The following is a 13,678-nucleotide window of genomic DNA, read 5'->3' as shown; positions in this document are numbered from 1 at the left end:
AGAACATGAGAAATATTGGAAGTGTGTTAATCGGGGTATTTGTATTGCTGGTAGTGATTACCTCATCAGCGTATACCGTAGATCAGCGTGAGTTTGCCTTAGTGTTCCGTTTGGGTGAAATCGTATCGGTAAAAAAGGAGCCTGGCCTCTACTTCAAGATGCCGATGGTGGAAAATATACGTTATTACGATAAGCGTATTCTTACCCTGAACTGGGAAGAGCCAGACCGCTTTATTACCAGCGAGAAGAAAAACGTGCTGGTGGATTCTTTCATCAAGTGGCGCATTATTGATCCGGCAAAATACTATGTCTCTGTGCGAGGTGAAGAACTACAGGCTGAGCGTCGTATTTCGCAAATGGTCAACGATGGTTTACGTGCAGAAATTGGTAAACGTAATATCCACGACGTAGTTTCTGGCGAACGTGCCACGATCATGAATATTCTGCGTGAACGCGCTGACAAGGAAAGCCGCCAGATGGGCATCCAGATTCTGGATGTGCGTTTGCGCCGGGTTGACCTGACTAAAGAAGTCAGCGAGTCTGTCTACCAGCGAATGGAAGCCGAACGTAAATCTGTGGCTAACGAATTGCGTTCGCAAGGTTCTGCGGCAGCCGAGAAAATCCGTGCCGATGCAGACAGACAGCGTGAAGTCATTATTGCAGAAGCCTACCGTGAGGCACAAAAAGTAAAAGGCGAGGGCGATGCCAAAGCGGCTGAGGTTTATGCTCAGGCATATGGCAAAAACCCTGAGTTCTACGCGTTTTACCGTAGCCAGGAAGCTTACAAAAACAGCTTCAAAAGTAAATCTGACGTAATGGTGATCGACCAGAGTTCAGACTTCTTTAAATACATGCGTAATTCCGGTAAAAAATAATCAGTCTATCTGCAAAATCATTGTATGAAGTGGTGGTGGCTGATTGGTGGTGTATTGTTGATTGAAGGTTTAATGCCATTAATATTTACCCAGGCATGGCGGCAAACCTTTGAGAAACTCCTGCAACTGAGAGACGGACAGATTCGTTTTATCGGATTTATTTCAGCGTTAGTTGGGCTACTGATTTTATGGCTTAATCGCTGATCGCAGACTTGAAATATATGAAGGCACGCTTAATCAGCGTGCCTTTTTTATATTCGCCTCTCGTGATTACAAGCCATTTCCATTACTAAAGCCATGTCTTAGGCAGGGGTTTGCAGGTATAATAATGGGATGCATAATTGGTTACTTCCAGAATATATTGAAGACGTGTTACCAGCTGAAGCTGCGCGTCTTGAATCCTACCGTCGTCAAGTCTTGGATTTATTCCGTGTTCATGGCTATCAGTATGTGATGCCCCCGATGATGGAATATGTGGAGTCGTTATTAACTGGCACAGGGCATGATCTTGATATCGCTACTTTTAAGGTAGTGGACCAACTCACCGGTCGCCTGATGGGTTTGCGCGCGGATACCACGCCACAAGCTGCCCGCATTGATGCGCATATGCTGAACTATCAAGGGGTTTCCCGCCTGTGTTATGCCGGTACCGTTTTGCGTACCAAGCCGGATGGACTGGCACGTACGCGTGAACCATTGCAACTGGGCGCGGAAATCTACGGCCATGCCGGTATTGAAAGCGATATCGAAGTCCAGCGGTTGATGGTAAAAGCATTGCAGTTGCTAGGCATGCGTACCCTGTTTGTTGATCTCAGTCACGTGGCTATTTTTGCCAGCTTGTCACATATGGCGCAGCTGGGGACTCAGCAAGAGCGTGAATTGCAAATCGCATTACAAGCCAAAGACGTCTCCCGCGTAAAAGAATTAATTACAAATCTATCCGAAAAGTCACGCAAAGCTTTTGTGGCTTTGACCCAGTTAAGCGGCGGTATAGAAGTACTTGAGCAGGCGAGGGATGTCTTGCCTGATTCTCCTGAAATTGAACAGGCCTTGCATGAAATGGCTACCGTCGCTGCTGCACTAAGCAATGATGAAGTGACAGTCACCATAGACCTGAGCGAATTGCGTGGCTATCACTACCACAATGGAATGGTGTTTGCTGCTTATGCTAAAGAATATGCCGGCCCGATTGCCCTGGGTGGACGCTACGACGAAGTCGGCGCTGCTTTTGGCCGTGCGCGTCCCGCAACTGGCTTTAGCCTGGATTTGCGCGGAGCTTTGCAGGCATTGGGTCCGGCCACTTTAAACAAAGGTATTCTTGCGCCTGCATCCAGTGATGGCGAACTGGCAACAGTCGTTGAAACCCTGCGTGCGCAAGGCCAGATCGTGGTTGAGGCTTTGCCGGATGCGCTGCTGGATTACTCTGAATTGGCATGTGACCGTACTTTGGAAAAAGTAGATGGTCGCTGGCAGGTCGTTGCGATTTAAAACTGTTTTTAAATTGGCAACCCATTTTCGTTTTTGACAAGATAATTATTGAACATGACACAATCAAGGCAAGCAAAAAACGTCGTTGTTATTGGTACCCAGTGGGGCGACGAAGGTAAGGGTAAAATTGTTGACTGGCTGACAGATCACGCACAAGGTGTGGTGCGTTTCCAGGGTGGTCATAATGCGGGTCATACTTTGGTCGTCGGCCAGGGTGATGCGCAAAAAGTGTACAAACTCAACCTGGTACCTTCCGGCATTGTGCGTGAGGGTGTTAATTGTTATATCGGTAATGGCGTGGTGCTGGATACTACACATTTATTGCACGAGATTGCCACGTTGGAGCAGGGCGGGTTAGATGTTAAAAGCCGCCTGAAAGTCAGCCCTGGTTGCCCATTAATTTTGTCCCACCACGTAGCGGTGGATCTTGCGCGCGAAGCCAAGCGCAGCGCCGATAAGAAAATTGGTACCACAGGCAAAGGCATAGGCCCTGCCTATGAAGATAAAGTCGCACGCCGTGCGTTACGTGTGTATGACTTGTTCCACCCTGAACGCTTTGCAGAGAAGCTGCGGGAAGTGATGGATTACCATAACTTTGTGTTAACCAAGTATCTGGGCGCAGCTGCCGTGGATTTCCAGCAGCAATACGATGCCAGTATGCAGCATGCATCCGTGTTAAAACCAATGGTAGCTGATGTTTCTGCCGCTTTGTATGAAGCGAATGCACGCGGCGAGCATCTGTTATTTGAAGGTGCGCAAGGCACGTTGCTGGATATCGATCATGGTACTTATCCGTATGTCACCTCCAGCAACTGTATCGCTGGTCAGGCTTCAGCCGGTACAGGCGTTGGCGCCAATATGTTGCATTATGTATTGGGCATCACCAAGGCTTATACTACCCGCGTTGGCGGAGGTCCTTTCCCGAGCGAACTGGATATCGAAACCGAAGGTGTACCCGGTTACCAGATGTCTACCGTTGGGCAAGAGATTGGCACGGTGACACGTCGTAAACGTCGTTGTGGCTGGTTTGATGCCGCAGCACTGCGTCGTTCTGCCCGTATCAATGGCTTGACTGGTTTATGCATCACCAAACTAGACGTACTGGATGGGATTGAGTCACTGGATATCTGTACCGGATACACACTGGATGGCAAAGTGGTTGATATGTTGCCGGTCGGTGCAGATGATGTAGCTGGTTGTGTGCCGATTTACGAAACGGTACCGGGCTGGACTGAAACTACTTTTGGCGTTAAAACCTGGGAAGGCTTGCCGAAAAATGCCCAGCATTACCTAAAACGGCTTGAAGCGTTATGCGGTGTGCCTATCGCCATTGTGTCAACCGGCCCAGAGCGCGATGAAACCATCGTTTTGCAACATCCTTTTGCCTGATTAAGGGATTTTAGCGATGCGCGCACAACGATTGGCTTGGGCAATTACCGGTTCCGGCCATTACCTGCGGGAATCCCTGCATATTTTGCAGACCTTGCAGGATGTGGATATCTACCTGAGTCGCGCTGCTGCTGAAATTATCAAGCAATACGGTTTCCAGGCACAGATGGATGCGACTGGCCATAAGGTGTATCAGGATAAAACCGCCAGCAGTATCCCGGTTGAGCGCTTTTATGAAGGCGTTTATCACACGCTGGTGATTTCTCCGGCGACCTCCAACACCATCGCGAAAATGGCTTATGGCTTTTCAGATAGCCTGGTCACAAACTTATTTGCCCAGGCAGGCAAGACCCGAGTGCCTAGTATTGTGTTCGCCTGCGATACGGCGCCGGAACTCGAATCTGAAGCGCCACGAGATAATGTCGTTAAAGTCTACCCACGCCAGATAGACCTGGAAAATGTGGCTAAACTGAAGACATTCGCTGATACTGCCGTAGTGGAAGACATAGCTGATTTGCAATCCACCATCATGCAACGCCTGGCAACGCACCATGATTTACATTTGCACGCAGGTGTACAGGTAGCTGATCACCTGGCTGAGTAGGCGTGATGGCTAAACTGCTGTTCCTCACCGGAAAACTGGCAGAACATAGTCTGCACCAGGTAATAGAGTCTATCCTGGCGGATAAAAAACAATCTCCATTTGAATATGAAGTGAAACATATAGGCGTATCGGTAGCCGCACTGATGACTCCATCATTGATTGCACGCCGGGTGCCTAAAGTGGAAAATATAGACAAGGTAATTTTGCCAGGCTTATGTCAGGGAGACCTTGAACCATTAGTCGCGCAATGGGGCGTACCGGTGGAACGTGGACCTAAAGACTTGAAAGACTTACCTCAATATTTTGGACAAAAAGGCAAAGCGCCAGACTTGACTCGCCATAGCGTGACGATTTTTGCTGAGATCGTCGATGCGCCTGATTTAAGTGTCGAACAGATTGTCGCCAAAGCTGAACATTTCCGGCAACAGGGTGCGGATGTGATTGACCTGGGTTGCTTGCCTGGGAAATCGTTTGAACACATGCCGGCATCCATCAGCGCGCTGAAAGCTGAAGGGTTCCAGGTCAGCGTTGATTCTATGCGCGATGAGGATTTACTGGCAGCCGGCAAAGCAGGCGCCGACTACTTACTTAGTCTGCATGAGAAGAATTTATGGATAGCCGATGAAGTTGCTGCGACGCCTGTCCTGATCCCCACCAGACCGGCAAATACTGCCAGCCTGACCCGGGCAATTAAACATTGCCTTAAGCGTGGACGGCGTTTTATCGCCGACCCGATTCTTGACCCGATTCATTTTGGCCTGACAGACTCTATTGTTCGTTACCATAAATTGCGCAAGCGTTATCCGGATATCGAGATCATGATGGGTGTTGGTAACCTGACCGAATTGACTGATGCTGATACCACCGGTGTCAATGCACTTTTGTTTGGTGTAATCAGCGAATTAAATATTAATGCCGTGCTGGCAACTTCAGTGAGTCCGCATGCTTCTGAAGCGATTGCAGAAGCGGATATCGCCAGGCGTGTCATGTATCGGGCAAGTCAGGATAAGCGTTTGCCGCGCGGATATTCTAGTGGCTTGTTAGGGCTGCATGATCGCAAGCCATTTCCATATTCCACTGAAGAAATCATGGATCTGGCTAGCCAGATCAAAGATCCTAGCTTCAGGATTATGGTGAGTGAAGAGGGCGTACACGTTTACAATCGTGACGGTATCCAGCATGGCACTGACCCTTTCAGCTTTTATGCTGGGCTGAATGTGCAAAATGATGCATCCCATGCATATTACCTGGGCGTAGAGCTGGCCCGTGCGCAAATCGCATGGCAATTGAAAAAACGTTATGTGCAGGATGAAATGCTGGAGTGGGGGGTGGCTTCCATCCAGCAAAACAAGCAGGCCAAAATTGCGCATCGCGAAGCCTCTATTAAAGAGCGATTGGAAAACACTCGCGCTGAATCTAAACCAGCGTCAGATCCGGAATAGCCAATGATTTACGAAACGATAGTGACCACATGTTCTGCCCAGGGTGAAGTGCATATTGCGCCATTCGGTGTGCAATGGAGTAATGGCAAAGTAGTTATCTCACCCTATAAGCCTTCTGCGACGTTGCAAAACATCCTTGATACCCGCCACGCCGTATTAAACCTGACGGATGATGTGCGCATATTTGCTGCTGCCATTGCAAAAAAGTCACCGTTTGCCACTCAAGAGATTGCGCCCGGCTGTGTGCGTCTGCAGGATTGCCTGACGCATCACGTACTCAAGCTGGATGAGATGGAGGAAGATGAAGTGCGCCCCAGATTGACCATGACTGTTGTGGAAAGCGCTTTGCATGGGCCATTTATGGGATTCAACCGTGCCCAGGCGGCGGTGATTGAATTGGCGGTACTTGTGAGCCGTTTACATATGTTGCCTATCGAAAAAGTTAACCAGGAAATGCAATATCTGCAAATTGCTATCGATAAAACTGCCGGTGAGCGTGAGCTTGAAGCCTGGCAGTGGCTGGTGGATACGATTAATAACTATATAGCGCGCCAGAGCGGCTTGCAGCAGGCTTGATGATGCAAGTGTTGGTTAGTGTTAGTTCAGTGCCAGAAGCGCAAACCGCTTTGTCAGCAGATGTCCGGTTGATTGATCTCAAAGATACCTCACACGGAGCGCTGGCTGCACTCGATCTCAAGTTATCTCAATCAATTGTAGATATTGTGAATGTTCACCGCAAGCGCAAGCCGGACACTGGCATCACAGTGAGTGCGACGGTTGGTGATAATTGCTCGTCCGCTACGCTTTTGCAGGAATTGATTCAGTCTCGGTTGGCGATAGGTATCGATGTGATCAAGTTGCCTGAGGCTATCTGGGCTAATCCAAGTTATCACGATGTTATCAACACTTTCCTATTCAAGCATATCAAGTTGATTGCAGTGTTGTCACCGGCAACTATTCTTGACCAAAGCACCATCAAAGATACTTTGTCAGAACTTGCTAAAGCAGGATATTGGGGAGTCATGGTAGACACCATTCAAAAATCAAAGTCTTTAACGACATTGATTAATCTGGATATGCTGAATTCTTTCGTCTATTCGGCAAAATCATTGAATTTATATGTCGGGCTGGCTGGTGGTTTGAGCTTGGAACAGTTCGATCAGCTGGCAGATTTATCACCGGATTATCTAGGCTTCAGAAGTGGCTTGTGCATGAACCAGCAGAGGGGGCAGCCGTTGATCACGGAGAAAGTACAGCAGCTAACAACAAAATTGTCTGAAATTTGTTGTTTATTGCCTCAAACCCAATAAATACTTGAGTCCTAGTGCTATTGAGGGTTGCTTCTGGAAGTAGGTTTGCGTATAGTCTGACTTGTAAGTCTTTCTAAAGATGTGGCGAGTTAAGCCAAATAATAAAGGAGTCGATGAATGAAAAAGAATTTTTTAAGCTTGGCAATTGCGTCTGCATTTGTACTGGCATCGCAAGTTGCACAAGCTGAAGATATGTACCGTGGTGCATGGTATGTTGTACCAGGTGCGACTTATATGAACACTGACAACGATCTTGAAGCTGACAATGGCCGTGGTGGTTTCTTGTCAATTGGTAAAGAAGTAAGCGAACACTGGGATATCCAGGGTCGTTTGGGCTACAACCGTGCTGACGAAGATACTGGTATTGCCGGTGCAAGTGGTAAATACAAGCAAACAGCTTTGGGCCTTGATGCTTTATATGTATTCAGCCGCGAAAAATTCCGCCCATTCCTGTTAGCAGGTATTGGCGCAGCGCGTAATGATGTGGATTACAGTAATGTAGGTTTGTCTGATAAAGCAAACACTTCATGGATGGCCAACGTTGGTTTGGGTGCACAATATTTGTTTAACGACAAATTTGGTATTCAAGCAGATGTACGTCACCAGTGGAGCCGTGCTGATGCACGTAATGCTACTCGTACAGTGGATGCAGATGGCACTATCGGCAACACATTGGTAAACCTTGGCGGTATCTTCCGTTTCGGCGCACCAGAGCCAGTTGTTGAAGAGCCAACACCAGCTCCAGCAGCGGCACCAGTAGCAGCGGCTGAGCCAGCACCTGCTCCGGCACCAGCGCCAGCACCTGCTCCGATGTGCAAACCGCAAAACGAAGTAGTGACTGTAAGTGCTGAAAAACTGTTCGGCTTCGACAAAGCTAACCTGCGTGAAGAAGGCCGTAAAGTTCTTGAAGAAACTGCAGCTAAAATCAAGGCTAACCCAGAAATTACTGCTGTTATCGTAACAGGTCACACTGACCGTATCGGTACTGATGCTTACAACCAGAAACTGTCTGAGCGTCGTGCTAAGCAAGTGTCTGATTACCTGATTGCTCAAGGTATTGATGGTGGTATGATCACTGCCGAAGGTAAAGGTAAATCTGAGCCAGTAGTACAGTGCGAAGGTAAAAAAGTATCCAAGAAATTGATTTCTTGCTTGCAACCTAACCGTCGTGTTGAAATTCGTGCTGAAGGTACGAAACAACTTGGTTGCCAATAATTAGCAGCTAGTTTTACTAAAAAGCCACGCAATGCGTGGCTTTTTTTACGTCTGTAGTTTTGAGCAGGCACAGTGCAGACTAGCCTCGGTTATAATTCAAGCATGAGTGACTCTCAATTTATTATCAAACCACGCTGGATAATTCCCATGGATGGAAAAAAGACCACGCTGGAACAGCATGTAGTGATTGTCGATGCTGGTGTTATCCAAGCAGTGGTTCCTAAAAATGAGATTCCGGAATGGGCGAGTGATTGGGAAACCATTGACTGCTCCCAGCATGCACTGCTTCCTGGCCTGATTAATTTGCACGCGCATAGCAGCATGAATCTGCTTAAAGGCTATGCTGATGATTATGCATTGATGCCATGGTTAAATGACCATATCTGGCCTGCCGAACGGCAATGGGTTTCAAAGCCTTTTGTGCATGATGGCAGTCTATTGGCAGGTGCTGAAATGCTGAGCGGTGGCATTACTACTTTCAATGACATGTATTTCTTTCCCCAGGCCACAATCGAGGCTGTAAAACGACTGGGTATGCGTGCGCATATTGGATTGGTCATTATGGAGTTTCCTACCAATTATGCGAATAACGCGAATGAATATATTCGTTTAGGCACTGAAGTACGGGATCAGTTTAAATCTGATGCAGGTATCAGTTTTTCATTTGCGCCACATGCACCTTATACCGTAAGCGATCAAACTTTCGAGCAAATCAGTACCCTGGCGGAGCAATTGAACATGGGTATCCACACCCATTTGCACGAAACCCGCGCCGAAATCCAGCAAAGCCTGGATGAATTCGGGGTGAGACCTATAGAAAGATTAAAAGCGCTAGGTATTCTTGGCCCCAGCACCGTATGTGCGCATGGCGTACACCTCGAGCCAGCCGAATTGGAGATGCTTGCTACACAGGGCACGCATATTGCACATTGTCCCTGTTCCAATTTGAAATTGGCCAGCGGCATTGCACCTGTCGCCGCTGCCTTACGCGCAGGATTAAATGTAGGCTTGGGCACCGATGGTGCGGCAAGTAATAACCGACTGGATTTATGGCAGGAAATGCGTACTGCAGCGCTGTTGGCTAAAGTCGCTGATGACAATGCTGAATCGGTCCCTGCTTATACAGCCCTGGAAATGGCGACGATCAACGGTGCACAGGCATTGGGTTTACAGGATAAGATAGGCAGCATCGAACCGGGCAAACAGGCTGACCTGATTGCAGTCAGGCTGGATGATTTAAACAGTTTACCGTGTTATGACCCGATTTCGCATCTGGTATATGTCGCCGGAAGGGAACAGGTTACGCACACATGGGTAGATGGCCAATTGCGTTATCAACGCACAGAAGAAGGCCAAGCCGTCTTTGCGGACATAGACACCGAAGAATTAAGGTCTATTGCTTTGCAATGGCAATTAAAAATACAGTCATCCCAGTCTTGAATAAATGAAGAGGAATGCATCATGGCGAATGTAGAAGCCGCTGAAGTGAATAAATTTGCTGATCTGGCACATCAGTGGTGGGACGCACAAGGCGTATTCAAGCCTTTGCATCAATTAAATCCGCTACGTCTGGATTATATTGATAGTCGCGCTAGTGTGAATGGTAAACAGGTATTGGATGTAGGTTGTGGCGGCGGTATTTTAAGTGAATCTATGGCACGTCGCGGTGCACGGGTGTTAGGCATTGATATGGCTGAAAGATCTCTGGAAGTCGCACAACTACATGCATTAGAGGCAGAAATACAGATCGAATATCGTTGCATTGCAGTAGAGGCATTGGCTGAAGAAAAGCCAGCGTCATTCGATGTAGTAACTTGCATGGAAATGCTGGAGCATGTGCCCGACCCGGCCAGTGTCGTACGCGCTTGTGCTGCTTTGGTCAAACCGGGCGGCCATCTGTTTTTTTCTACGCTTAACCGCAATGCCAAAGCTTATTTGATGGCAGTCATAGGTGCAGAGTATGTACTGAATCTGCTGCCAAAAGGCACGCATGACTATGCTAAATTCATCAGGCCCTCAGAGCTTGCAGCCTGGCTACGCCAGTCTGGCCTGGAGCTGCAACATCAAACCGGCGTAACTTATAATCCACTGAACAAGCAATACAGCCTTACCGCAGATACCAGCGTGAATTACATGTTGCATGCAATAAAGGATTATTAATGCAGGCAGTTTTGTTTGATCTGGATGGTACTTTGGTTGATACCGCACCAGACCTGGGTTATGCCTTGAATTTGCAGCGTGCGCGACATGGGTTACCTTTTTTAGCTGATGATATTATCCGCCCTCATGCATCTCATGGCTCGCGTGGTTTGCTGGCCATTGGTTTTGGTTTAGAGCCCACCGATAGTGATTTTGATGCGATGCGACATGAGTATCTCAGTTTATATACTGAAGTGATGACTCGACAGCCTGTGTTATTCGAGGGTATGGCCGAAACATTGGCAGATATTGAACAGCGCGGTTTACGTTGGGGGATAGTGACTAATAAACCGAGGCGGTTTACTTTGCCTATGATTGAGCATATGGGGTTGAGCAGCCGTGCGAGTGCAGTTGTGAGTGGTGATGATGCACCGCTGCCTAAACCTTCACCACAAACATTGTTATTAGCCTGTGAACACATGCAGGTGGATCCGGCCAGTATCTTGTATGTAGGGGATGCTGAGCGCGACGTGCAGGCCGGTAAAGCTGCCGGTATGACCACACTGGTTGCTTTATTTGGCTACCTGTCTGATACAGATAAGCCTCAGGAATGGTGCGCCGATGGCTATATTCTGCAACCGCAAGAATTACTTGCCTATCTTTAAGTTCCTCCAATAAGCTAAACCTACCTTGATTTAACTGCGTGCACTGCTAAGCACTGCCATCGCTGCAATATTAATATCGGCAACCAGAATACTGACGAGCTGGCCGTTGTCATCTAGGATAGGCAGAGATACCGTCAGGCAGAAATCTTCAGTGGCGGTAGATAAGTAGATGCTGGATATATAGGGCGCATTTGTTTCTGCCACGCGTTGATAATAGGCCTGTTGACTACGGTCTATGCCTGCACCGCCTGCCTTGATTTTTCCATACATATTCGGATTAATCCAGTTGGCATAGCGCTGGACACCGTTAGGTTCAAGTTCAAAAATCACTTCAAAATAAGGAAATTCGGCAAAGCAGCTGTCGAGATCGTGTGAACCCGTTGAGCGATGCGTATTCAACAGTGACTGTAATGCCGACAGTGCTTTCTGTTGCCATCCTGAATAAAACTCTTTTTTCGGCAAAATGGTTTGCGGTGGTGTATCTTCGACCACCACAATACTGCCAATATTGGCTTTACCGATTTTTTTAAGTTGGGCGGCCCGTTCCGCCGCGACCACACTGTTTTCCAGCTCACCTTGTTTACCGTTGACGACAGCGATAGACACGCTGGCCACTGGATGATCTTTCCCGTCTTCGGTAGTAAAGAATCCCCGCTCCAAATCTGTCGCGTCATAAAGATGCACCGCCAACGCCTGAAACTGGCTAATAATATGTAGCAATGTTTCATTCAGTGTTGGGGCATTATGATCGTAGATGAGCACGAAGTCATCGCCACCGATGTGCCCCACCATGACGCCGGATTTATCTTGGTATTCCTGACGGATAATTTCCGATAACAACCGGATCATGGCGTCACCACGGATAAAGCCGTAGCGGTCGTTATAAGCTTTAAAATGATCCAAATCTATATAGATCAGTTGTGTATTGGCGTTATTGCGCAGGCTATTATCCAGCGTTTGTCTAAGCGTAGGCCCGGTAGTCAAATGGCTGAGTGGATGCAAATTACCGCTGGATGCTTTACGGCTGATTAATTGAGCCATGATCTCCATGGGCTGCAAAACGCCCATATAAGCGCCTTCATCATTGACTGTAATCCAGATGTCGATGTTGCCACGTTCCAGATAAAAAATGCGCGCAAGTACAGAAGAAGGCCACATATGGTTAATGACCTTTGGCAGCGGGTCACAACAAGCACCGAGCCCCGTTTGTTTCTTGGAAAAGACCTTGCCACGTCTTAAAACGCCGAGAGGTTTTTGTCCATCTAGTACCACCGCATTCGCAATATCGGCATGAGCATTAAATAAACGTCTTGCTTCGGCCAGCGAGCAGCTGACATCAATCGTCAGGCCATGACTGATATATTCACCGATATGAAAATCATCAGGCACATGTGAACGATGTGATTCATCACGTACAGGCAGCGCGGTCACCTGGTCACTGGGCACGCTTTTGGGGTGGGCAAAATAATGGCCCTGCGCATAGTGCAGGCCCAAATCCTGACAATAGGTGATATCTTCTACGCGTTCAAGCCCCTCCGCAATGATGGTACATCCCAGACGTTGCGCCATGGAAATAATGGCTTCGAGTAGCACTGTCCGCACCCGGCTACCTTGTGCCTCATGCACAATCGCGCGATCTATTTTGATGAAATCTGCGCGTACTTCAGCCAGAATACGCAGCCCATTAAAGCCGGAGCCCATGTCATCCAGCGCGATACGCAGGCCATGCATGCGAATTTCGTCACAATAACGAGCCAGTACTTCCGGGTCTGTTTTTTCACTTTCTACAATTTCGATCACCACATCGCGTTTATCAATCTGCTGCTGATTCAATATCTTTAAAATAAAGTCGAGCCAGCCGGGGCTCATGATTGTTTGCGGGAGCACATTAATAAAGATTGGCTTATCCGCAGATATAGATTGTGACTTGCCTATCAAAGCCAGTTGCTGGCAAGCGAGATCCAGTTCGTGAGTGCGCTTCACTTCTGCCGCAAGCGCAAAAGCCTCCATGCCGTTAAGCCATTTGCCTTCTGGCGTTTTCAGTCGGCATAAAGCCTCAAAGCCAAATACTTTACCGCCTTGGCCAAAATCAACAATCGGCTGATAATGCATTTGAATATGGGGCGTGAGGTCAGAAAGCAACCATGGATATTTGTGACGTGCATAAAAGGTATTGAAGGGCATTGTTGCCTGCAGTGCCTCCATCGGGTTCATGGAGTGATTGTCTTCTGTCACAAGCACCCAGGTATCTTTTAATGTGAGCGCGGCTTCTGTTGCAATCACCTGGTCAAGAATTTTCAACAATTCAGGCTCTGAATCATAGCTGAACGACGAAGTATTAATTCCTGAAAAAAGTGGGTTTTCTGAATTGGCGTGACTGTTGGCGTCAAAAGTATGCAGAAATAATTCCATTTAATACGACCTTGCTTTTAAAAGTGTAACAGGCTTAAGTGACGACGTGATTGTTTTGAAAACCTGGGCGTCTACCTGTTATAACGACAATGTCGGATTTTAATTAAGTGCAGAGATGATTAGTTTGCATAATTTCTGT

At 47.7% G+C, this 13,678-nt stretch carries 13 protein-coding genes; 12 read left to right on the top strand and 1 reads right to left on the bottom strand.

Going from position 1 to position 13,678, the window contains the following annotated elements; translation table 11 throughout:
- Positions 1-5: 5 nt before the first annotated feature.
- The 12 genes from hflC (at position 6) to ASG34_RS00670 (ending at position 11,127) form a co-directional block, all read left to right on the top strand.
- Positions 6-875: a protease modulator HflC gene (gene hflC / locus ASG34_RS00725; RefSeq protein ID WP_055825296.1), complete on the top strand. Its 870-nt coding sequence runs from the start codon at positions 6-8 to the stop codon at positions 873-875.
- A 24-nt stretch (positions 876-899) separates the two neighbouring features.
- Positions 900-1,079, top strand: coding sequence for a DUF2065 domain-containing protein (locus ASG34_RS00720; protein WP_055825293.1), 180 nt, complete (start codon positions 900-902; stop codon positions 1,077-1,079).
- 129 nt (positions 1,080-1,208) lie between these two features.
- Positions 1,209-2,363 carry an ATP phosphoribosyltransferase regulatory subunit gene (locus ASG34_RS00715; protein WP_055825290.1) on the top strand — a complete coding sequence of 385 codons (1,155 nt, stop codon included), beginning with the start codon at positions 1,209-1,211 and terminating at the stop codon, positions 2,361-2,363.
- Positions 2,364-2,417: 54 nt separating this feature from the next.
- On the top strand, positions 2,418-3,752 hold the full coding sequence (locus tag ASG34_RS00710) for an adenylosuccinate synthase (protein WP_055825285.1): 1,335 nt from the start codon (positions 2,418-2,420) through the stop codon (positions 3,750-3,752).
- A gap of 16 nt (positions 3,753-3,768) precedes the next feature.
- Positions 3,769-4,356 carry a flavoprotein gene (locus tag ASG34_RS00705; protein ID WP_055825282.1) on the top strand — a complete coding sequence of 196 codons (588 nt, stop codon included), beginning with the start codon at positions 3,769-3,771 and terminating at the stop codon, positions 4,354-4,356.
- 5 nt (positions 4,357-4,361) lie between these two features.
- Positions 4,362-5,798 (top strand): DUF6513 domain-containing protein, encoded by a 1,437-nt coding sequence (locus ASG34_RS00700; protein WP_055825279.1) that lies wholly within the window; start codon positions 4,362-4,364, stop codon positions 5,796-5,798.
- A 3-nt stretch (positions 5,799-5,801) separates the two neighbouring features.
- Entirely contained in the window at positions 5,802-6,374 is a 573-nt protein-coding gene (locus tag ASG34_RS00695) for a DUF447 domain-containing protein (RefSeq protein ID WP_055825276.1), read from the top strand.
- Positions 6,374-7,108 (top strand): (5-formylfuran-3-yl)methyl phosphate synthase, encoded by a 735-nt coding sequence (locus ASG34_RS00690; protein WP_235559623.1) that lies wholly within the window; start codon positions 6,374-6,376, stop codon positions 7,106-7,108. Before ASG34_RS00695 ends, ASG34_RS00690 begins: the two co-directional genes overlap by 1 nt.
- 117 nt (positions 7,109-7,225) lie before the next feature.
- Positions 7,226-8,323 carry an OmpA family protein gene (locus tag ASG34_RS00685; RefSeq protein ID WP_055825274.1) on the top strand — a complete coding sequence of 366 codons (1,098 nt, stop codon included), beginning with the start codon at positions 7,226-7,228 and terminating at the stop codon, positions 8,321-8,323.
- 102 nt (positions 8,324-8,425) lie between these two features.
- Positions 8,426-9,763 carry a TRZ/ATZ family hydrolase gene (locus tag ASG34_RS00680; protein ID WP_055825271.1) on the top strand — a complete coding sequence of 446 codons (1,338 nt, stop codon included), beginning with the start codon at positions 8,426-8,428 and terminating at the stop codon, positions 9,761-9,763.
- A gap of 21 nt (positions 9,764-9,784) precedes the next feature.
- Positions 9,785-10,483: a bifunctional 2-polyprenyl-6-hydroxyphenol methylase/3-demethylubiquinol 3-O-methyltransferase UbiG gene (gene ubiG, locus ASG34_RS00675; RefSeq protein ID WP_055825268.1), complete on the top strand. Its 699-nt coding sequence runs from the start codon at positions 9,785-9,787 to the stop codon at positions 10,481-10,483.
- On the top strand, positions 10,483-11,127 hold the full coding sequence (locus ASG34_RS00670) for an HAD family hydrolase (RefSeq protein ID WP_055825265.1): 645 nt from the start codon (positions 10,483-10,485) through the stop codon (positions 11,125-11,127). Before ubiG ends, ASG34_RS00670 begins: the two co-directional genes overlap by 1 nt.
- A gap of 30 nt (positions 11,128-11,157) precedes the next feature.
- Here ASG34_RS00670 and ASG34_RS00665 read toward each other — a convergent pair whose 3' ends face one another.
- Positions 11,158-13,539, bottom strand: coding sequence for an EAL domain-containing protein (locus ASG34_RS00665; protein ID WP_055825262.1), 2,382 nt, complete (start codon positions 13,537-13,539; stop codon positions 11,158-11,160).
- Between the last annotated feature and the right edge of the window lie 139 nt (positions 13,540-13,678).

This window comes from Methylophilus sp. Leaf416 (assembly GCF_001424665.1).
Taxonomy (GTDB): domain Bacteria; phylum Pseudomonadota; class Gammaproteobacteria; order Burkholderiales; family Methylophilaceae; genus Methylophilus.
This window is presented reverse-complemented; position numbering and strand designations above follow the sequence as displayed.

Coding starts and splice junctions, on each gene's coding strand:
- hflC (WP_055825296.1), top strand. CDS start 6: ATGAGAAATATTGGAAGTGTGTTAATCGGGGTATTTGTATTGCTGGTA.
- ubiG (WP_055825268.1), top strand. CDS start 9,785: ATGGCGAATGTAGAAGCCGCTGAAGTGAATAAATTTGCTGATCTGGCA.
- ASG34_RS00695 (WP_055825276.1), top strand. CDS start 5,802: ATGATTTACGAAACGATAGTGACCACATGTTCTGCCCAGGGTGAAGTG.
- ASG34_RS00720 (WP_055825293.1), top strand. CDS start 900: ATGAAGTGGTGGTGGCTGATTGGTGGTGTATTGTTGATTGAAGGTTTA.
- ASG34_RS00680 (WP_055825271.1), top strand. CDS start 8,426: ATGAGTGACTCTCAATTTATTATCAAACCACGCTGGATAATTCCCATG.
- ASG34_RS00700 (WP_055825279.1), top strand. CDS start 4,362: ATGGCTAAACTGCTGTTCCTCACCGGAAAACTGGCAGAACATAGTCTG.
- ASG34_RS00715 (WP_055825290.1), top strand. CDS start 1,209: ATGCATAATTGGTTACTTCCAGAATATATTGAAGACGTGTTACCAGCT.
- ASG34_RS00665 (WP_055825262.1), bottom strand. CDS start 13,539: ATGGAATTATTTCTGCATACTTTTGACGCCAACAGTCACGCCAATTCA.
- ASG34_RS00690 (WP_235559623.1), top strand. CDS start 6,374: ATGATGCAAGTGTTGGTTAGTGTTAGTTCAGTGCCAGAAGCGCAAACC.
- ASG34_RS00685 (WP_055825274.1), top strand. CDS start 7,226: ATGAAAAAGAATTTTTTAAGCTTGGCAATTGCGTCTGCATTTGTACTG.
- ASG34_RS00705 (WP_055825282.1), top strand. CDS start 3,769: ATGCGCGCACAACGATTGGCTTGGGCAATTACCGGTTCCGGCCATTAC.
- ASG34_RS00710 (WP_055825285.1), top strand. CDS start 2,418: ATGACACAATCAAGGCAAGCAAAAAACGTCGTTGTTATTGGTACCCAG.
- ASG34_RS00670 (WP_055825265.1), top strand. CDS start 10,483: ATGCAGGCAGTTTTGTTTGATCTGGATGGTACTTTGGTTGATACCGCA.